A 19,177-nucleotide genomic window follows, 5' to 3' on the forward strand; every position below is an offset into this window, starting at 1 on the left:
CGAACAGGACCGTGAAACAGCTCCACGCCGATGATAGTGCGGATTGCCCGTGTGAAAGTAGGTAATCGTCAGGCTCCTTATGCTGTAACGTCCAGAACCCCGGTGTCTCCGAAAGAGCACCGGGGTTCTGGCGTTTACGCTTTAGAAGCAGCAAGCAAAAAAGCCGTCCAGTGGACGGCTTTTTGCATTAACCCGCTCGCGCAACGCAAGCGCAGGCTTATTGCGCCGCTTTCTGCACAGCTGCTGCGACCGCGGCGTCCTTCGCCAAAGCAACCTCTTCTGCGACGTCCGCAAGCTGCTCTTGAGTCAGCTCTTCAAGCAGGGCCAGGTCGCGCTCGATGACTTGCGGCAGATGCGCGCGCAGGAATTCCACCCACGTCTTGGTTTTTGCGTCGACGAATTTGCGCGACGGATAGAGTGCGTACACGTTCGTCTTTTGCAGCTTGTGCTGCGGCAGCACGCGCACGAGCGTACCGTTATGCAATCCTTCTATTGCCGCGTAGACCGGCAGCATCCCGATCCCCATGCCCTCGCGTATCGCCACGGCGAGCGATTCCGCAATATTCACCTGCACCGGCCCGTCCACTTGCATCTCGACACTGCCTTCGGGCCCCTCGAGCGTCCACTCATGGGCCGGGAACGCCGGCGATTTGAGAATCAGACAGTCGTGATGCGACAGATCGGCGGGTGTGCGCGGCGCACCGTGCGTATGCACATACCCGGGCGACGCGCACAGAATGCTGTACGTCGAACCCAGCTGATGCGAAACGAGATCGGAATTCGGCAGCGATGACGCCGTGACCACCGAGACGTCGCTGCTGCCCTCGAAGAGATCCGGCATGCGTTGCGAGAGCGTCAGCTCGACAGTGACTTCGGGATGCAGTGCGCGATAGCGCGAGATCGCCGGCAGCACGTACTGCTGACCAATACTCGCGAAGCTGTGCATGCGCAGCGCTCCGACCGGGCGTTCGTGCGCGCAGCTCGCTTCTTCTTCCGCGCTATCGACATCCGCGAGAATCTGCGAGCAGCGCTTGAGATACCGCTCGCCGGCGGGCGTGAGCGCAAGCCGGCGTGTCGAGCGGTTGAGCAGACGGGTGCGCAAATGCGCTTCGAGTTCCGACACTGCGCGCGACATCGCGCCGGTCGTCGAGTCCAGCGACTGAGCCGCGGCCGTGAAGCTGCCCGCTTCCACGACGCGCACGAACACCCGCATGTTTTGTAACGTATCCATCAGACCTTCTTAACCTTCTTGTTCGGTACAGAAACGATATTGTCCGCCTGTCGGGGCACGCCATTGTTGAGTGATCTGGAACGGAGGTTCCCCACGCGTCCCATTAATACGGCGCAATGACGCTCCTACAATCGGCCCCTGTCTTCGAAACAGCCCGAGCGTTTGTCATGAGCCGCCAGCCTGCGATACATCGAGCGTTCGACTCGCGTCGGCGCGCGGAGATCATATGGCGCGCCGCCAGACGGGCGTTGCGCGACTGGCAGGCCAGCGACGGCGCGATCTGGATTCATCTGCTGAAAACGGTCGCGGCCGGCTTGCTTGCCATGGGCGTTTCCATGCTGCTGGACCTGCCGCAGCCGCGCATCGCGATGACGACGGTGTTCGTGCTGATGCAGCCGCTCTCGGGCATGGTGTTCGCCAAGAGCTTTTATCGCATCGTCGGCACTGCGGTGGGAATGGTCGCGGCGGTCGTGCTGGGCGCCGTGTTCGTCCAGCAGCCCGAACTCTACATACTCGGGATGACGGGGTGGGTAGCCGTATGTACGGCCGCCGCCATGAGGAATCGCCATTTTCGCTGGTACGGTTTCGTGCTTGCCGGCTACACGGCAGCGCTGATCGGCATTCCGCTCGTGATGCAGCCCAACGGTCTCTTTCTCGCCGCACTTGGTCGCGGCGCCGAAGTGGCCGTTGGCATTCTTTGCTCGGGCATGGTCAGCGCGGTGATCGTGCCCCGGCAGTCGGGCTCGCTGCTCGATCGCACCCTGTGCTCACGCTATTTCAATTTTACTGCGTTCGCTGCGGCGGTGTTGGCTGGACGGCTCGAAAGGGGCGCATTCGAAGGGCGATTTGCGAGTCTCGTCGACGATGTCGTCGGCTTCGAGGCCACGCGCGCTTTCTCATCTTTCGAAGATCCGACGATGCGCTCGCGCAGCGGCCTGCTTTCGCGCCTGAATTCCGAATTCATGGATGCCTGCGCGCGGCTGCACGCGCTGCGTCAGTTGCTCAAAAGACTGCATTGGAGCGACGCGGCGATCGCACCGCTCGCGCCGTATTTCAGCGAGCTAGCCGCGCTGCTCGCACAGCGGCCGAGCCGCAACGAAAGCGATCGCGCTTATGCGCGGCGGCTCGCCGACGGACTCGAAGCCTTCCAGCGCACGCTGCCGCGTCATGTGCGCGAGACGCGGCGGCCGCTCGAACACGCGCTGCCCGATGCGCTGCCCGACTTCGACACCTCGGCCGAACTCATCTATCGCTTCACGACCGAGATCGTGCGCTACAGCCGCTCGTGGGCCTCGCTCATGGAGGCGCGTCCTGCACAGGAGCCGCGCGCCGCGCGCTACGTGCCCCGCACGAGCTGGTACGTGGTGGCGTTCACCTTTGTGCGCACCGCCGTGGTGGTGGCGGCGCTGGGCTGGTTCTGGGTCGAGACCGACTGGCCGAGCGGCGGCCTCGCGATGATCGCGGCCGCGCTCACGTGCGCGCTCACGTCGTCGTCGCCGAACGCATCGCGCATGGCCGTGCAGATGGCGGTCGGCGCGGGCTTTGCCGCCGTGACGGGCTATCTCTTCACCTGCTACGTCTATCCCAATGTCGATGGCTTTCCGCTGCTCTGCGCGACACTCGTTCCGGTGCTCGCCATCGGCGCTTTTCTCGCCACGCGCTCGCGAATAGCGGGCTATGGCGTCGGTTTCTCGGTGTTCTTCTGCCTGCTGGCTGGCCCGGACAACGTGATCGTCTACACGCCGGATCTGCTGGTCAACAACGGCATCGCTGTCGTTGCCGCGATGCTGGTCGCTTCGCTCGCTTTCGCGGTGGTGTTTCCGCCGCACATGAACTGGCTCGTCGAGCGCATGTGCGTGTCGTTGCGCGGACAGGTCGTGCTGGCTTGCCATGGGGAACTGGATGGCCTCGGGCAGCGCTTCCAGTCCGGTACGCACGATCTGATGCATCAGTTGAGGCTCTTGCTGAACGGGCGCCGCCAGGCGCACCGGCGTGCGCTGCGCTGGATGCTCGTGACGCTCGAAGTCGGGCACGCCGTGGTCGATCTGCGCAACGAGGCGCACGCGGCAGCCTGGCTCGACCGTCATGACGCGCGCTGGCCTGCGGCTCTCGCGCGCGTTCAGGAGGACATCGCGCACCTTTTCGAGAACCCGGACGGGGTCGCGCTCGACCACGCGCTCAGCGCTGTGCGCGCGGCGACCTGGATCGCCCAGGAGGCGCTCGCCACCGTGCATCACGAGCGGGAACGGCGGCACGAGACGCAACGGCTGCTGAGTCATCTGCACTTCATCCGCAGCGCGCTGCTCGACCGCGACGCGCCGCTCGGGCCGCTGGCGCGCCGCGCACGCCGTACGCTGGCGCCGCGCAGATCGTTGAAAACACAATGAAAATGCGGGCCCCGCGCGATCTTGCTGCAGTCTGGAAATATGCCTTCCACCCCGCCTCCTTAATCTATTCGACCCTGAGTCATACAGTCACATCACTGCTTCGCAGTACCCGTTAGCACTGGAGAGTAAAATGAAGTCCCTGAAGATCGCTGTTGTTGCCTGTTCGCTGTTTGCCGCCGCCGCTGCTTATGCACAGAACGAAGCACCGGCAGCGAGCGTCCCCCAGCAGGTTGCGCAGTCCGCTGCCCCGCAGGTAGCGCAAGCGCCCGCCCACCGCGAAATCGTAAAGCCGGCAAAGAAGGATGAATGCGTCGGCCCGGTCAGCTTCTGCAATATTTATTTCGGTAGCTGAGATCGAGAGCACGCCAGCCATGTGCAGGCGCACGCTGAAATCTTGTGCCGCGACGCCTTCAAAAGGGCGCCGCGGCTTTGCGCATTGTGGCTGCACGAAACACTGCAACAGTGTTTTGTGAAACCCGCAGTGCACGACCGCCGATGCAAGACCTGAAAATAGGCACCAGGCGATCAGAGAGTTTGTGGAGACTTTGATGTACGAAGACCGTATTCGTTGTGCCGCCTTGCGCGGGAAAATCACTTCGGCCGCCGAGGCGGCCCAACTCGTGCGCAACGGCATGCGCGTCGGCGCGAGCGGCTTTACGCGCGCGGGCGACACGAAGGCCGTGCCGCTCGAACTGGCGCGCCGTGCGCGCGAAGAGAAAGAACCGCTGCGCATTACGCTGATGACGGGCGCCTCGCTCGGCCACGACGTCGATCGCATGCTGACCGAAGCGGGTGTGCTCGAGCGCCGTCTGCCGTTCCAGGTGGACGCCACGCTGCGCAAGGCGATCAACCGCGGCGAAGTGATGTTCGTCGACCAGCATCTTTCGGAAACCGTCGAGATGCTGCGCGCGAACCTGCTCGGGAAACTCGATCTCGCGATCATCGAAGCCGCCGCGATCACGGAAACCGGTGCGATCGTGCCGACCACGTCGGTCGGCAATTCGGCGAGCTTCGCGATTCTCGCGGAGAAAGTGATCGTCGAGATCAATCTCGCGCAGCCGCTTGCGCTCGAAGGCCTGCACGACGTGTGGATTCCCGGCCGCCGCCCGCATCGCGATCCGCTGCCGATCGTCCGTCCGCAGGACCGCGTGGGTACGACCGCCATCGAGATTCCGCCCGAGAAGATCGCCGCCATCGTCATCACGAACGAGTCGGACAGCCCCTCGACCGTGCTCCCCGCCGATGAAGAAACCGCGCGCATTGCCGGCCACCTCATCGAATTCCTGCAGCATGAAGTGAAGCACGGCCGCATGAGCGCACAACTGCCGCCGCTGCAGGCCGGCATCGGCACGATCGCGAACGCGGTGCTTTCGGGTTTCGTGGATTCACCGTTCGACGCGCTTACGATGTACTCCGAAGTATTGCAGGACTCGACGTTCGATCTGATCGATTCCGGCAAGATGGTATTCGCCTCGGGCGCCTCGATGACGCTTTCCGCGCAACGCCAGGCGCAGGTGCTCGCCGAACTCGACCGCTATCGCGACAAGCTCGTGCTGCGTCCGCAGGAAGTGAGCAACCATCCGGAAGTGATTCGCCGCCTCGGTTTGATCGCGCTGAACACCGCGCTCGAATGCGACATCTACGGCAATGTGAATTCCACGCACGTGGGCGGCACGCACATGATGAACGGCATTGGCGGCTCGGGCGATTTCGCGCGCAATGCGTCGTGCGCGATCTTCGCGACCAAGGCGATTGCGAAGGACGGCCGCATTTCCAGCATCGTGCCGATGGTGCCGCACGTCGATCACAACGAGCACGACGTGGACGTGATCGTCACCGAGCAGGGCCTGGCCGATCTGCGTGGACTCGCGCCGCGCGAACGTGCGAACCTCGTGATCGAGCGTTGCGCGCATCCGCTGTATCGCGACCTGCTGCGCGACTACTACCGCGACGCACTCAGGATCGGCGGCCAGACGCCGCACGATCTCGCGCGCGCATATGAAATGCATCTGCGTTTCAATCAAACGGGTTCGATGCTGCCCGAAGCGACGGGCGGACTCGCTGCGAACGCATAAGGCCGAAGGCGCTCGCGTACCAGAAGCACACAAAACAAAACGGGAGCACCGGCAACGGTGCTCCCGTTTTTCATTGATAGCGTGAATTCGCTACGCTCGTCGCACGAGGCGGATGATGAAGAGCAGAATGACCGCGCCGACAATGGCGGTAATGATCGAGCTGATGATGCCAGCCCCGATATGAATGCCGAGCACGCCGGCAAGCCAACCGCCGATGAACGCGCCGACAATGCCGACGATGATATCGACGAACAATCCGAAGCCGCCGCCTTTGACAAGAACGCCAGCGAGCCAGCCTGCGATTGCGCCGATGATGAGCCAGGCAATGATGCCGTGTTGCATATGAATGGACTCCCCTTGTTGGCGTGAAAGAATCACGGTGAGTGGAGCTTAGTCCAAGGGCGAATACGCGTCCATGAAACGCGGCCAGAATTAACAGTTGTTGAAAACTGCCGCCGATAGTTTTAAAAAGCGCAACGAATCAGAAATGTATTCGTAAGGAATGCCGGCCGATGCCGTGCGCACCCCTCATTCGGGTGCGATTTCGGGTTCCGCGGCGGTCCAGCTTATGCTCGAAACGCCTTTCTCCATGCTCAGGCGGTTCGCCAGGAGCTCCAGCTTCGACTGGTACTTCGGATGGAGGCGCATCGTCGCCGTCACGCGCAGGCGCGGCGGATCGCCAGCCAGGTCCTCGCTCGTGAGGCTTTGGAACGAAAGCGGGGTGGAGTACAGAGAGTTCGAAAGCAACGTGCGGATATGGATTTCATCCTCTTCGCGGCAAACCACCGTAAGCACATAAGCGCGCACGAGATCCGCATTCGAAACGGGCGATGCGTTGATGATGCGGCTCACCTCGCGCAGCACGGTATTCGTGAGCAGCACGACGACGGTGCCGGCCACCGCCGGGGCATAGTGGCCCGCTCCGCACAGCACGCCCACGGCCGCCGAGCACCATAGCGTTGCCGCGGTATTGATGCCCTGAATCGAGCCCTTCTCGCGCATGATGACGCCGCCGCCCAGAAAGCCCACGCCAGAGACGACATAGGCCGCGATTTGCGTCACGCCGGTCGAGCCATTGCCGGTCAGCACGCCGAGCGTGACGAACAAACATGCGCCGCTTGCGACGAGCGTGATCGTGCGCAGACCGGCCGTGCGTTGGCGAATCTGGCGTTCGAGGCCGATGGCGACGCCGCAGGCGAACGCCGCGAGAAGGCGCAGGGCGAATTCGAGAGTCATCGTTTTGTCATGAAAACACAGGGCGGCCGCACGTCATGCGGCTCTCGCGCAAGGCGTGGCGGGTGCATGGCGGTACGCCCCGGGGGCCCGTGGATCATACGCGGGACGGGGCTTTGCGCCAAGCTGTCCGCGCTGCCATGTTCGAGTCAGGATCAGGCCACGGCTCGTGGGCGAAACTACTCTCATTCGTATGGAGATGGGAAGGCAGGCCGAATGAACGGGAGTTTCTGATGGATACGCTGCGCAATATGCGGGTCTTCGTGCGAGTGGTGGAGTCGGGCAGCTTCACGCGCGCTGCGGCGAGCGAAACGATGACGACGGCGCAGGTCTCGCGCGCGGTCACCGATCTGGAGTCGCGGCTGCGCACGCGGCTGCTTAACCGGACTACGCGGCGCATGTCGCTGACCGAAGCCGGCGAGCGCTACTTTCAGAGCTGCAAGCGCATTCTTGCCGACATCGAGCAGGCCGAGGCCGAAGCCGCCGCTGCGCATGCGAACCCGGCAGGCAAACTGCGAGTGTACGGCGGCACGAGTTTCGGGCAGCACTATGTCATGCCGCTCATCGCGCGTTATCAGCAGCATTTGCCGGAGGTCTCGGTCGATCTCACCATCGCGCAGCAGATGCCGGACATCATCGAGGAGGGCTTCGACGTGGCGGTCGTGGTGGCCGCCGAACTCGAGGACTCCGCGCTGATCTCCCAGCATCTGGGCAGCACCGCTGCCATTCTCTGCGCTTCGCCTGCGTACTTGCGCACGCGCGGCGAGCCGCAATCGTTCGATGACCTCGAAGCGCATACCTGTCTGCACCTGACCGATGCGAGCCTGCCCGCCGGCCAATGGGTTTCCGAGGGACCGCTTGGCGAGACCTTCCGGCATACGGGCGTGACGCCGTTCCAGGTGAACAATCCCGAAGCGCTTGCGCTCGCCATACGCGAAGGCATGGGCATTGGCCCGCTGCCGGTGCCGGTTGCGCTGCCCGGTCTCGCCGACGGCACGCTGGTGCGCGTGCTGCCCACGCACACCCTGCAAAAGCTCAACATCTACGCGCTGTACGCTTCGCGTCGCTATCTGGATGCGAAGATCCGCACCTTCGTCGAGTTTCTGCGCGAGAAGGTGCCGCTCGTCCTTGCCGAGCAGGAGGCTGCGCTCGCCACCTGCGACGAGCCGCTTCGCGAAGTGGATGCACACGCGGGCCCGCGAGGCACGCGTGCGCGCAGCGGCCGCGGTCACAACACGCACGACCTGGAGCGCCTGCGCCTTGTGAACTGAAGCAGTTAAAGAAGTCTTCGCGAAGCGCGAGTCTGTTACGGCGCGTTTCGCGGCTGCGGATTTCCGGCGCTTCGCGACGCTACAGCGCCGGTCTAGCTGCGTTCCCGTGCGCTTTCGCGCGTCTCGCGCATTGCCTGTCAATTTCGCCATATTGGCGACAGCGACCTGCCACCGCCATTGCCTATGATGCGGCACCCGCGGGATGAATGTGTCCCCGTCTCAACCCCTCGCCTGAGTTGTCCGAAACACTGACATGTGGATTGTCAATCTCGCGCTGAAGCGACCGTACACGTTCATCGTGATGGCCATCCTGATCGTGCTGGCCACGCCGTTCGTGCTCATGTCGATGGCCACCGACGTGCTGCCCAACATCAACATCCCGGTCATCAGCATCATCTGGTCGTATAACGGCTTCTCCGCGAAGGACATGGCCGATCGCATCACCTCGGTCAACGAGCGCAGCCTCACGACCACGGTGAGCAATATCGAGCACATCGAGTCGCAGTCGCTGCCCGGCATCGCCATCATCAAGCTGTTCCTGCAGCCGGGCGCGAGCCTGCAAACCGCGATCGCGCAGGCCGTTGCATCGGAACAGGCGCAGGTGAAGCAGATGCCGCCCGGTGCGACGCCCCCGCTCGTCATCAGCTATTCGGCCTCGAGCATTCCGGTGATCCAGCTCGGCCTCTCCAGCAAGTCGATGAGCGAGCAGGCGCTCGCCGACGTCGCGATGAACTTCCTGCGCCCGCAACTCATTACGATTCCCGGCGCGCAGGTGCCTTACCCGTATGGAGGCAAGACGCGCGTGATTTCCGTGGACCTCGACACGCGCGCGCTCATTTCAAAGGGCCTCACGCCTGCCGATATCGTCAATGCCGTCAACGCTCAGAACCTGATCTTGCCGACGGGCACGGCCAAGCTCGGGCAGACCGAATATCGTGTGGACACCAATGCATCGCCCGCTACGCTGGCCGGGCTGAACCGCATTCCCGTGCAGACGGTGAACGGCGCGACCACGTATCTCGGCGACGTGGCGCACGTGCGCGACGGCTTCACGCCGCAGACCAACGTCGTGCGCCAGGACGGCCAGCGCGGCGTGCTGATGTCGATCCTAAAGAGCGGCGATGCCTCGACGCTGCAGGTGGTGGGCGCACTGAAGGACCTGCTGCCGAAGGCGCGCGACACGCTGCCCGCCGACCTCGTCGTCAAGCCGCTCTTCGATCAGTCCGTCTTCGTTTCCGCCGCCGTGCAGGGCGTGGTGCGCGAAGCGCTGATCGCGGCCGCGCTCACGGCGGCGATGATCCTGCTCTTTCTCGGCAACTGGCGCAGCACGCTCATCATCGCGGTATCGATCCCGCTGTCGATTCTCTCGTCGATCATCGCGCTCTATGCGCTGGGCGAGACCATCAACATCATGACGCTCGGCGGCCTTGCGCTCGCGGTCGGCATCCTGGTCGACGACGCCACGGTCACGATCGAAAACATCGAACGGCACCTGCATCTGGGCGCGAAACTGCACGACGGCATTCTCGAAGGCGCGGGCGAAATCGCGGTGCCCGCACTCGTCTCGACGCTGTCTATCTGTATCGTGTTCGTGCCGATGTTCTTCCTCACCGGCGTGGCGCGCTTCCTGTTCGTGCCGCTCGCGGAAGCCGTGGTGTTCGCGATGATCGCGTCGTACATCCTCTCGCGCACGCTGGTGCCGACGCTCGCCATGCTGCTCTTCGAGGGCCACGATCCCACCGCGCATGCGCAGCGCGCTCAGGGCTCGCTCTTTGCGCGCATTCACTGGCGTTTCAATCATGCGTTCGAGCGCGTGCGCGCCAATTACATCGCGCTGTTGAGTCTGTTGCTCGCACGCCGCAAGTTCTTTGGCGGCACCTTCCTCGCGTTTTGCCTGCTGTCGCTCGTCCTCGTGTTTTTCCTCGGCCGCGACTTCTTTCCTTCGGTCGATGCGGGCAATATTCGTTTGCACATGCGTGCGCCAACGGGTTTTCGCATCGAGGAAACCGCGCGCCTGGCCGACCAGGTAGAGCAGGTGGTGCGCGAAGTCGTGCCGCCCGATCAACTCGAAACGATCGTCGACAACCTCGGGCTGCCCTATAGCGGCATCAACCTCTCGTACAGCAACGCGGGGACGATGGGCACGCTCGACGGCGAAATCCAGATCGCGCTGAAGCCCGATCACGATCCCTCGCGCATTTATATCGACAAGCTGCGGACCTTGCTGCCGCAACGCTTCCCGGGCGTGGAGTTCTTCTTCCAGCCCGCGGACATCATCACGCAGATTCTGAACTTTGGTCAGCCCGCGGCGATCGACGTGCAGGTCGTGGGCGCGAACCTGAACCAGGACATGGCGCTTGCGAGCACGCTGCTCAAGCAGGTGCGGCAACTGCCGGGCGCTGTCGATGCGCATATCGAGCAGCGTAACGACGAGCCCGCGCTCACGCTTGCCATGGACCGCACGCGTATGCAGCAGTTGAACCTGAGTCCGCAAAACGTTGCGCAGGACGTGCTGATCGCGCTCTCGGGCAGCACGCAGACTTCGCCGGCGTTCTGGGTGAGCCCGCAAAACGGCGTGGAATATCCGCTCACGGTGCAAACGCCGCAGTATCGCGAGACCTCCATGAACGAGGTGATGGGCACGCCCGTTTCCGCGCGCGCGACGAATCCCAATGCGCCGCTGCAACTCGTGAGCAACCTCGTGCAGCTCGAGCCGCACGGCGGGCCGGCCATCGTCACGCACTACAACATCCGTCCCGTGATCGATCTGCTCGTGAGCGTGGAGGGCAGCGACCTGGGCTCCGTGGGCGTGAACATCAACGACATCATCCGGCATGTGCAGGCGCACGCGCCGCGCGGCACGACCATCACCATGCGCGGGCAGATCGGCACGATGCGTTCGTCGTACGTGGGTCTGGGCGTCGGCATCGCGATGGCGGTGGTGCTCGTGTATCTGCTGATCGTCGTGAACTTCCAGTCGTGGGCCGATCCGCTCATCATCATCAGTGCGCTGCCCGCCGCGCTCGCGGGCATTGCGTGGATGCTCTTCATCACCGGCACGCACCTGAGCGTGCCCGCGCTCACCGGCGCGATCATGACCGTGGGCGTCGCGACCGCGAACAGTATTCTCGTGGTCTCGTTCGCGCGGCAGCGTCTCGCCGCCGGCGCGTCGCCGCTCGCCGCCGCACTCGAAGCGGGCGCCACCCGCATACGCCCCGTGCTGATGACAGCGTTCGCCATGATGATCGGCATGGTGCCGATGGCGCTCGGCCTCGGCGAAGGCGCGGAGCAGAATGCGCCGCTCGGGCGCGCGGTGATCGGCGGCCTGCTGTTCGCGACGGTCTCCACGCTATTGTTCGTACCCCTGATGTTTGCGACCGTGCATACCCGGCTCGCCTACCGCGCCGCCGCGAAGCGCGAGCGCGAGGCGCAGCGCCGCGGTACGCGAGGCGATACCCGTTAAGTCACTATGGCCGAAGACATGAACGAACCTCACCACCATTCATCGCTCGACATCACCGTGGGTAGCGAGCAGGGCATGGACCTGCCGGCGCGCGGCCAGGCGGGCAGGCGCGCACGTTTTGCGCTGATCGTGGTCGCGCTGCTGCTGGCCGCGGGCGCCACGCGCACGATCGTGTCGAATCTCATGAACGCCCACCATCTGGCCGACGTCACGAAGCAGAACGCGAAGCAGTACGTGAGCGTCGTACAACCGGTGGCCGCGGGCGCGGACGGCCGCATCGTGCTGCCTGGCACGCTGCGCGGCTTTGTCGAAGCGCCGATCTACTCGCGCGCGAACGGCTACGTGCGGCGCTGGTACGCCGATATCGGCGCGCACGTGCAACAAGGGCAGTTGCTCGCCGAGATCGATACGCCCGAGATCGATCAGGAACTCGCCCAGGCGCAGGCGCAGCGCGATCAGGCCGCCTCGACGCTCGCGCTCGCGAAGACCTCGTTCGATCGGGCGCAGCAATTGCGCCAGCGCGATGCGGTCTCGCAGCAGGAACTCGACGACCGCCAGGGCGCCTTCAACACGGACCAGGCGAATCTCGCCGCCGCCGATGCGAACGTGCGCCGCCTCACGGAGATGAAGTCGTTCCAGCGCATCGTCGCGCCGATCACGGGCATCATCACGCAGCGCAACGTCGATATCGGCGACCTCGTGAACGCGGGCAACGGCGGGGCGGGTCATGCGCTCTTTTCGATTGCGCAGTCCGACCCGCTGCGCCTCTACCTCGACGTACCGCAGACCTACGCGCAGCAGGTGGCGGTCGGCCAGCACGTGAGCGTGACCGAGCAGGAACTGCCGGGCGTGACGTTCGACGGCACCGTCACACGCACGGCGCAGGCCATCAACGTGGCCACGCGCACGCTGGAAGCGGAAATCTCGCTACCCAATCACGACGGCAAGCTGCTGCCCGGGGCCTACGTGCAGGCCGCCTTGCAGACCGACGCGAAGGGCCTGCTCACGGTGCCGGGCAACACGCTGCTGTTCCGCTCGGAAGGCCCGCGTCTTGCAGTCGTCGATGCGGATGGCAAGATCAAGCTCAAGGCGGTGGAAATCGCGCAGGACCTCGGGCAGACGCTCGAGATCAGCCGCGGGTTGGCGCCGACCGATCGCGTCGTGCTCAACCCGAGCGACTCGATCGCGGATGGCGACAGCGTCGTCGTGGTCGCGCCGAACAATACCGAGGCGGCGCACGAGGCCGCCAGGCGGAGCGCGACGTGACGATGCGGCAAACCACGCGGCAACGGCCGCTCGCATACGTCACGGCGCTCGGCGCGCTCGGACTCGCGGCTTGCACCGTGGGCCCCGACTATCACGCGCCGCAAACGCAAAGCCCTTCGGCCTGGCGCGTCGATTCCGCCGATTCATACTGGCACGCGGCGCAGCCTTCGCACGCGCCGCTCGATCCGCTGTGGTGGAAGGCCTTCGACAACGCCGAGCTCGACAGTCTGGAAACCGCGGCGCTTGCCGAGAACCAGACGCTGCGCGTGGCCGCCGCGCACTACGCGCAGGCACGCGCGACGCTCGCTTCGGTGTCGTCGCAGCAAAGCCCGCAGGTCGGGCTCGACGCGGGCCTCGCGCGCGAGCGCATTTCCGCGAACCGGCCGCTCACGAACTACGCGACGCCCAATACGTCGACCGTGCAGAACCAGGTCATCGTCGGCGCGACCGTGAGTTACGAGCTGGACCTGTTCGGGCGCATCCGGCGCATGGTGGAGTCCGCGCAGGCGTCGACGCAGCAGGCCGGCGACGATCTCGCCAACGCGCGCCTCGTGCTGACCGCCGAACTCGCCACCGACTATTTCGCCATGCGCGAACTCGACAACGAGATCGACGTGGTGAACCGCTCGGCGCAACTGCAGCAAAAGGCGCTCGATTTCGTGACCGCGCAGCACGATCTCGGCGCGGTTTCGGGTCTCGAACTGCTACAGCAGAAAGCCCAGCTGGCGGCGACGCAAACCCAGGTGCATCTGCTCGAAAACCAGCGCCAGCAGGAGCAGAACGCCATTGCCGTGCTGGTCGGCAAGCCGGCGCCCGAATTCACGCTGGCGCAGAAGGTCACGCCGCTGCCGGTGCCGGCGCTGCCCACGGGGCTGCCGAGCGAGCTGCTGCAGCGGCGGCCCGACGTGGCTTCCGCTGAGCGCGCGATGGCCTCGGCCAATGCGCAGATCGGCGTGGCGCGCTCCGCGTACTTTCCGGACATCACGCTTTCGCCCACGTTCGGCTGGGAATCGACGCGTTTTGGGGGCCTTTTTTCCGTGCCGAGCCTGATGTGGTCGGTGGGCGCGACGGCCAGCGAGGTGCTGTTCGACGGCGGCAAGCGCGCGGCGGGCGTGGATTTCGCGCAGGCGGGCTACGCGTCGGCGCAGGCGTCTTATCGTCAGACCGTGCTCACCGCGTTCCAGGAGGTGCAAAATGCGGTAACGGGCCTGTCGGTGCTGGAACGCGCCTCCACCGATGGCCAGGCGGCCGTGGACGACGCACGCAAGTCCTTCGATCTCGCCAACGACCGCTATCAGGGCGGCCTGGTCGCGTTCATCGACGTGCTCAACGCGGAGCAGCAGTTGCTCGCCAGCGAGCGTCAGGAAGTGCAGATTCACGGCCAGCAGGTCGCCACAGTGGTTTTTCTCGCGAAGGCGCTGGGCGGCGGCTGGAGCGCCGACGACCGCGAGATGGCCTGCAGCGCGGGCACGTGCCGCGAAGTGCCGAAGACCGAGGGCAGAAGCTGAGTCGATGCAAGGGCTGAAAGCGGGGCATACAAGCGGTACAAGAGGGCTTGAGCGGGCCCGGCACCAGGGTATATAAAAGCGCGCAACGGCGGTCGCGGGCTGCATCGGCCGGCACCGCCAGGGCAGCGCGCGAAGAGGAGGGCGGGCATGAAAGTATTGGTAATCGAAGACGAACGCAAGGTCGTGGACTACTTGCGTAGCGGACTCACCGAGCAGGGCTGGGTCGTGGACGTCGCCATGGACGGCGAGGAAGGCGCGTGGATGGCCACGGAATACGACTTCGACGTGATCGTGCTCGACGTCATGCTGCCGAAGCTCGACGGCTTCGGCGTGCTGCGCGCCGTGCGCACGAAGAAGGACACGCCGGTCATCATGCTGACGGCGCGCGACCGCGTAGACGACCGCGTGCACGGCCTGCGCGACGGCGCCGACGACTATCTCACGAAGCCGTTCTCGTTCCTCGAACTCGTCGAGCGGCTGCGCGCGCTCACGCGGCGCGCACGCACGCAGGAATCCACGCTGATTTCGGTGGGCGATCTGCAGGTGGATCTCATCAGCCGCCGCGCGACGCGCGACGGCGTGCGCCTCGATCTCACGGCGAAGGAATTCCAGCTGCTTTCGGTGCTCGCGCGGCGGCGCGGCGAGATTCTCTCCAAGACGCTCATCACCGAGCTGGTCTGGGACGTGAATTTCGAAAGCAACGCGAACGTGGTGGAAACGGCGATCAAGCGGCTGCGCGCCAAGCTCGACGGCCCGCACGCGGCAAAGCTGCTGCACACCATACGCGGCATGGGCTACGTGCTCGAAGTGCGCGAGGAAGGAGGCCAGACGTCATGAAACGCTCGATCTCGCTGCGGCTTTCGGCGATGTTCGCAGCGGTGTCGCTCATCGTGTTCACGCTCACGGGCGCGGGCCTCTTCTTCCTGATGCAGCGTCAACTCTTCAACGAATTGCGCGAGACGCTCGACACGCGTGCGCGCATTGCGAGCCTGATCGTTTCGCACGCACCGGATGTGCAGAAGTGGGCCTTCGTGCAGGAAAAGCTGCGCGACCTCTCGCCTGCTGATAGCCGCATGCATTACTACGTCGAAGGCCCCGATCCGCGCTTTCGTTTCGGCGCGCCCATCGTCGGCAAGGTCACCGGTGACGTGGGCCCGAATCATCTGCTCGTGCGCCCGCCCGGCTGCAGCTACGACATCATCACGACGACCTTTATCGTGCCCGCGAGCGGCGACCGGCCCCAGGTGAAACTCGTGGTCGGCAGCGACTGCGTGCGCACCGAAGGCATGCTGCGGCGTTTCGGCATTGCGCTCGGCGTGCTGATCGCGCTCTCCACCATCGCGGTCGCGCTGCTGAGCCGCGCGGTGACGCGCTTCGGACTCGCGCCGCTCACGCGCCTCTCGCGCGAGGCCTCGCAGTTGAGCCCGTCGAACCGGCGTCAGCGTCTGCACTCGGACGAACTGCCCGAGGAGCTGCACGAACTCGCCACGTCGTTCAATGGCGCGCTGGAGCGTCTGGACAAGGCTTACGAGCGCCTCGAGTCGTTCAACGCCGACGTGGCGCACGAACTGCGCACGCCGGTGAGCATCCTGATTGGCCAGACCCAGGTGGCGCTCACGCGCGACCGTTCGGTCGAGCAGCTGCAACAGACGCTGCAATCGAACCTTGAGGAATTCGAACGATTGCGCGTGATCGTGAACGACATGCTGTTCCTCTCGCGCAGCGATCGCGGCGAACGCGCGACGGACCTCACGGAAGTGTCGTTGCGCTCGGAGATCGAACGCATGCTCGATTTTCTGGAGATGCCGCTCGAAGAGGCGCAACTGCGCGTGGAAGTGCAAGGCGATGCGCGCGCATGGGTGAATACGTCGCTGATCGGCCGAGCCATGAGCAATCTGTTCGTCAACGCGATCCAGCATTCGCAGCCCGGTACGACGCTGCGCGCCACGGTCGCGCCGCAGAACGGTCACGTCGAGATCGCCGTTTCGAATCCCGGCGAGCCGCTCGATCCGGTGACGCGCGAGCATATTTTCGACCGCTTCTACCGCATTCAGGAGGCTCGCTCGAACAGCCACGAAAATCACGGGCTCGGGCTGTCGATCGTCAAGGCCGTGGCGGAAATGCACGGCGGCACGGTGTTCGTGCGCAGTGCAGACGGCGTCAACACGTTCGGGTTTTCGGTGGCCGTGGACGGCGCAGAAGCACCCGAAGCGCCCGTTGCCGGTATTGCACGCCAAGGCCGCGCCGGCGTGCCGCTGCATGTTTCGCCCTAGCGCCGCACTGATGCGGCCCGGAAGCGGCGCTTACACGGGCTCGTCTTCCACGGGCGTGCTTTCGTTTTCGATGTAGTGCTGGTCCTTGCGCAGCAAGTCCCAGCAACTGATGAAAAGCGCAGCGACGAGCGGCCCGATCACGAAGCCGTTGATGCCGATGAGCGAAATGCCGCCGAGCGTCGAGATCAGCACGACCCAGTCGGGCAGGCGCGTGTCCTTGCCCACCAGCAGGGGGCGCAGCACGTTGTCCACGGTGCCGATCACGACGGAGCCGAAGACGATCAGCCCGACGCCCTTCGCCACCGCGCCTGTGGAGAGGAAGTAGATCGCTATGGGTCCCCACACGAGCGCCGCGCCCACGGCGGGCAACAGCGAGAGCAGCATCATCACGAAGCCCCACAGCAGCGCGCCCTGAATCCCGAGCACCCAGAGCGCGATACCGCCCAGGCCGCCCTGCACGACAGCGACGGCCACGTTGCCCTTCACCGTTGCGCGGATCACAGTCGTAAACTTGCGCATGAGATGCAGCTTGTGCTGTTCGTCGAGCGGAATGGCGTCGCGCACGAGCCGCGAAATTTCCCGGCCGTCGCGCACGAGGAAAAAGAACAGATAGAGCATCACGCCGAAACTCACCAGAAATTGCAGCGTGTTCTGCCCGAAGGAGAAAGCACGCGTGGCGACGAACTGGCTGATCTCTGCGGCGCCCGCCGAAAGGCGCTGCTGCAGCCCGGGCAGATCCATGAGGTCGTAGCGCGCTAGCAGATTCTGAATCGACTCGGGCATGGCATGGACGATCTGCGTGAAGTAGGCGCCGAAGTCGAGGCTGCCGCTTCGCACCCCCTGATATGCCAAGGCGACCTGCTGCACCAGCGTGGCCGTCACCAGCGTGAGCGGAAAGATCACGATGACGAGGCAGATGGTGAGCGTAATGAGCGCGGCGATATTGCGCCGCCGCCCGAGCCGCGCGACGAGCCGGCGCTGCACGGGCTGGAAGATCAATGCGAGTATGGCGCCCCACAGCACCGTGCTGAAGAACGGCGCGAGGATGAAGCAGAGCGCGACGGACACCGTGAACAACAGCAAATAGAACGATGTCTGGTGAAGCTGCTTGTTGCCTTCCATGTGCGATGGATTCCAGTTAAAGCGGCAGGCGGACGAACGACGGCGTCGTCCGATGATACCGGCATGGCCGCGCGGGCCGTCGGGCGCAGCGCGCCCAGGGGTTCACTGTGCGCCCACGAGCCGCACGCGCGTGATTTCCGAAGGCGCGCCAAGGCGCTTGGGCGGCCCCCAGTAGCCCGTGCCGCGGCTCGTATAGACCCACAGGCTGCCGAGCTTTTCGAGGCCCGCCGTGAACGGCTGCTGCAGCCGCACGAGAAAATTCCACGGGAAAATCTGACCGCCGTGCGTGTGGCCGGAGAGTTGCAGTGTGAAACCCGCATCGACGGCGGCGTGGGCCGTGCGCGGCTGGTGCGCGAGCAGGACGCGCGTGTTGACGTCGGCGGGCGCGCCGCGCAGCGCTTCGGCCGGGTCGCTGCGATGCGCGGGATCGAACTGGCCGCCCGTGTAGTCGGTCACGCCGGCCAGCACGAGCCGCGCGCCGCCATGCTCGATCACCACGTGCTGGTTCATCAGCACCGTGAGGCCGATGCGGCGGAACTCGGCAATCCAGGCGTCCGCGCCCGAGTAGTACTCGTGGTTGCCTGTCACGAGATACACGCCGTGATGCGCATTGAGCTTGCCGAGCGGCGCGGTGTGCGCGGCGAGGTGCGCCACGCTGCCGTCCACCACGTCGCCCGTGATGGCGACCACGTCGGCGTCGAGCTGGTTCACGGCACGCACGATGGCATCGACGTAGCCGTGCTTGATCGTCGGCCCGACGTGGATGTCGCTCAGTTGCACGATGGTGAAGCCGTCGAGCGCGGCTGGCAGGCCGCGAATCGGCACCTCGACGTTGCGCACGCGCGCACGCCGCCGCGCGTTGAAGAAGCCGAACCCGGAGGAGAGGAACGCCAGCACGATCACCGCGGCGGCGCTCACGGTGCGCCAGCCGGCGAGATCGATTGCCCTGGGCCATAAGGCCTCCACGGTCATGGCCGAGGCGAGCACGATGTCGCGCGCGATCGTCAGCATCAGCAGCGACGAGAAGAAGCCCATGGCGAGCATGCCGATCCAGGCGAGGCGGTCGCCGAGCGGCTGGCGCTTGAAGCGCCGCGCGAGCATGCCGGGCGGGATGAACAGCACCGAGAGCACGAGCCACAGCACGGCGAGCCATTTGCCGGCGGCGGCCACTGGCAGGTCGGGAATCAGGCGAAAGCCGACATAAGCATGCAGCAGCACGCCGATGGCAATGAAGCGGACCAGAAACGAGAGTCGGGGCATGGCGGCGCAAACGGATGGGAGCGGACCGACGCGGGCTGGCGCGCCGGGCACGGCGCGCTGCAGCAAAGCCCAATCGTCGAGGTCCGCT

General features: G+C 64.9%; 14 protein-coding genes. 9 read left to right on the forward strand and 5 right to left on the reverse strand.

Going from position 1 to position 19,177, the window contains the following annotated elements; genetic code table 11:
• Positions 1–217: 217 nt before the first annotated feature.
• Positions 218–1,231 (reverse strand): LysR family transcriptional regulator, encoded by a 1,014-nt coding sequence (locus tag AB4Y40_RS22190; RefSeq protein ID WP_368689588.1) that lies wholly within the window; start codon positions 1,229–1,231, stop codon positions 218–220.
• A 167-nt stretch (positions 1,232–1,398) separates the two neighbouring features.
• Here AB4Y40_RS22190 and AB4Y40_RS22195 point away from each other — a divergent pair, with 167 nt between their 5' ends.
• The 3 genes from AB4Y40_RS22195 (at position 1,399) to AB4Y40_RS22205 (ending at position 5,693) form a co-directional block, all read left to right on the forward strand.
• A complete protein-coding gene (locus AB4Y40_RS22195; RefSeq protein ID WP_368689589.1) occupies positions 1,399–3,618 on the forward strand; it encodes an FUSC family protein in 2,220 nt (739 codons plus the stop codon).
• 130 nt (positions 3,619–3,748) lie between these two features.
• A complete protein-coding gene (locus tag AB4Y40_RS22200) occupies positions 3,749–3,970 on the forward strand; it encodes a hypothetical protein (RefSeq protein WP_028205643.1) in 222 nt (73 codons plus the stop codon).
• A 196-nt stretch (positions 3,971–4,166) separates the two neighbouring features.
• The gene (locus tag AB4Y40_RS22205) at positions 4,167–5,693 is read left to right on the forward strand and encodes an acetyl-CoA hydrolase/transferase family protein (RefSeq protein WP_368689590.1); all 1,527 of its coding nucleotides are present in this window, start codon (positions 4,167–4,169) and stop codon (positions 5,691–5,693) included.
• 90 nt (positions 5,694–5,783) lie between these two features.
• Here AB4Y40_RS22205 and AB4Y40_RS22210 read toward each other — a convergent pair whose 3' ends face one another.
• A complete protein-coding gene (locus tag AB4Y40_RS22210; RefSeq protein ID WP_042265070.1) occupies positions 5,784–6,035 on the reverse strand; it encodes a GlsB/YeaQ/YmgE family stress response membrane protein in 252 nt (83 codons plus the stop codon).
• A gap of 186 nt (positions 6,036–6,221) precedes the next feature.
• A complete protein-coding gene (locus tag AB4Y40_RS22215) occupies positions 6,222–6,929 on the reverse strand; it encodes an MgtC/SapB family protein (protein WP_342922475.1) in 708 nt (235 codons plus the stop codon).
• A gap of 230 nt (positions 6,930–7,159) precedes the next feature.
• Here AB4Y40_RS22215 and AB4Y40_RS22220 point away from each other — a divergent pair, with 230 nt between their 5' ends.
• The 6 genes from AB4Y40_RS22220 (at position 7,160) to AB4Y40_RS22245 (ending at position 16,707) form a co-directional block, all read left to right on the forward strand.
• Positions 7,160–8,197, forward strand: coding sequence for a LysR family transcriptional regulator (locus AB4Y40_RS22220; RefSeq protein WP_368689591.1), 1,038 nt, complete (start codon positions 7,160–7,162; stop codon positions 8,195–8,197).
• Between the two features lie 253 nt (positions 8,198–8,450).
• Positions 8,451–11,660 carry an efflux RND transporter permease subunit gene (locus AB4Y40_RS22225; RefSeq protein WP_368689592.1) on the forward strand — a complete coding sequence of 1,070 codons (3,210 nt, stop codon included), beginning with the start codon at positions 8,451–8,453 and terminating at the stop codon, positions 11,658–11,660.
• An 18-nt stretch (positions 11,661–11,678) separates the two neighbouring features.
• Positions 11,679–12,926, forward strand: coding sequence for an efflux RND transporter periplasmic adaptor subunit (locus AB4Y40_RS22230; RefSeq protein WP_368689593.1), 1,248 nt, complete (start codon positions 11,679–11,681; stop codon positions 12,924–12,926).
• A 2-nt stretch (positions 12,927–12,928) separates the two neighbouring features.
• The gene (locus tag AB4Y40_RS22235) at positions 12,929–14,434 is read left to right on the forward strand and encodes an efflux transporter outer membrane subunit (protein WP_368689857.1); all 1,506 of its coding nucleotides are present in this window, start codon (positions 12,929–12,931) and stop codon (positions 14,432–14,434) included.
• A 147-nt stretch (positions 14,435–14,581) separates the two neighbouring features.
• Complete coding sequence (locus AB4Y40_RS22240) at positions 14,582–15,271, forward strand: heavy metal response regulator transcription factor (protein WP_042265081.1); 690 nt, start codon at positions 14,582–14,584, stop codon at positions 15,269–15,271.
• Positions 15,268–16,707 carry a heavy metal sensor histidine kinase gene (locus AB4Y40_RS22245; RefSeq protein WP_368689594.1) on the forward strand — a complete coding sequence of 480 codons (1,440 nt, stop codon included), beginning with the start codon at positions 15,268–15,270 and terminating at the stop codon, positions 16,705–16,707. Before AB4Y40_RS22240 ends, AB4Y40_RS22245 begins: the two co-directional genes overlap by 4 nt.
• 30 nt (positions 16,708–16,737) lie before the next feature.
• Here AB4Y40_RS22245 and AB4Y40_RS22250 read toward each other — a convergent pair whose 3' ends face one another.
• Positions 16,738–17,829, reverse strand: coding sequence for an AI-2E family transporter (locus AB4Y40_RS22250; protein WP_368689595.1), 1,092 nt, complete (start codon positions 17,827–17,829; stop codon positions 16,738–16,740).
• Between the two features lie 102 nt (positions 17,830–17,931).
• A complete protein-coding gene (locus AB4Y40_RS22255; protein WP_368689596.1) occupies positions 17,932–19,089 on the reverse strand; it encodes a metallophosphoesterase in 1,158 nt (385 codons plus the stop codon).
• Positions 19,090–19,177 lie beyond the last annotated feature (88 nt).

This window comes from Paraburkholderia sp. EG287B, assembly GCF_040965595.1.
GTDB lineage: Bacteria > Pseudomonadota > Gammaproteobacteria > Burkholderiales > Burkholderiaceae > Paraburkholderia.

What these genes read in the sequence shown, in the direction of transcription:
- AB4Y40_RS22255 (WP_368689596.1), bottom strand. Translation starts at nt 19,089, where the DNA reads ATGCCCCGACTCTCGTTTCTGGTCCGCTTCATTGCCATCGGCGTGCTG.
- AB4Y40_RS22245 (WP_368689594.1), top strand. Translation starts at nt 15,268, where the DNA reads ATGAAACGCTCGATCTCGCTGCGGCTTTCGGCGATGTTCGCAGCGGTG.
- AB4Y40_RS22250 (WP_368689595.1), bottom strand. Translation starts at nt 17,829, where the DNA reads ATGGAAGGCAACAAGCAGCTTCACCAGACATCGTTCTATTTGCTGTTG.
- AB4Y40_RS22200 (WP_028205643.1), top strand. Translation starts at nt 3,749, where the DNA reads ATGAAGTCCCTGAAGATCGCTGTTGTTGCCTGTTCGCTGTTTGCCGCC.
- AB4Y40_RS22220 (WP_368689591.1), top strand. Translation starts at nt 7,160, where the DNA reads ATGGATACGCTGCGCAATATGCGGGTCTTCGTGCGAGTGGTGGAGTCG.
- AB4Y40_RS22190 (WP_368689588.1), bottom strand. Translation starts at nt 1,231, where the DNA reads ATGGATACGTTACAAAACATGCGGGTGTTCGTGCGCGTCGTGGAAGCG.
- AB4Y40_RS22210 (WP_042265070.1), bottom strand. Translation starts at nt 6,035, where the DNA reads ATGCAACACGGCATCATTGCCTGGCTCATCATCGGCGCAATCGCAGGC.
- AB4Y40_RS22205 (WP_368689590.1), top strand. Translation starts at nt 4,167, where the DNA reads ATGTACGAAGACCGTATTCGTTGTGCCGCCTTGCGCGGGAAAATCACT.
- AB4Y40_RS22235 (WP_368689857.1), top strand. Translation starts at nt 12,929, where the DNA reads ATGCGGCAAACCACGCGGCAACGGCCGCTCGCATACGTCACGGCGCTC.
- AB4Y40_RS22225 (WP_368689592.1), top strand. Translation starts at nt 8,451, where the DNA reads ATGTGGATTGTCAATCTCGCGCTGAAGCGACCGTACACGTTCATCGTG.
- AB4Y40_RS22240 (WP_042265081.1), top strand. Translation starts at nt 14,582, where the DNA reads ATGAAAGTATTGGTAATCGAAGACGAACGCAAGGTCGTGGACTACTTG.
- AB4Y40_RS22215 (WP_342922475.1), bottom strand. Translation starts at nt 6,929, where the DNA reads ATGACTCTCGAATTCGCCCTGCGCCTTCTCGCGGCGTTCGCCTGCGGC.
- AB4Y40_RS22195 (WP_368689589.1), top strand. Translation starts at nt 1,399, where the DNA reads ATGAGCCGCCAGCCTGCGATACATCGAGCGTTCGACTCGCGTCGGCGC.
- AB4Y40_RS22230 (WP_368689593.1), top strand. Translation starts at nt 11,679, where the DNA reads ATGAACGAACCTCACCACCATTCATCGCTCGACATCACCGTGGGTAGC.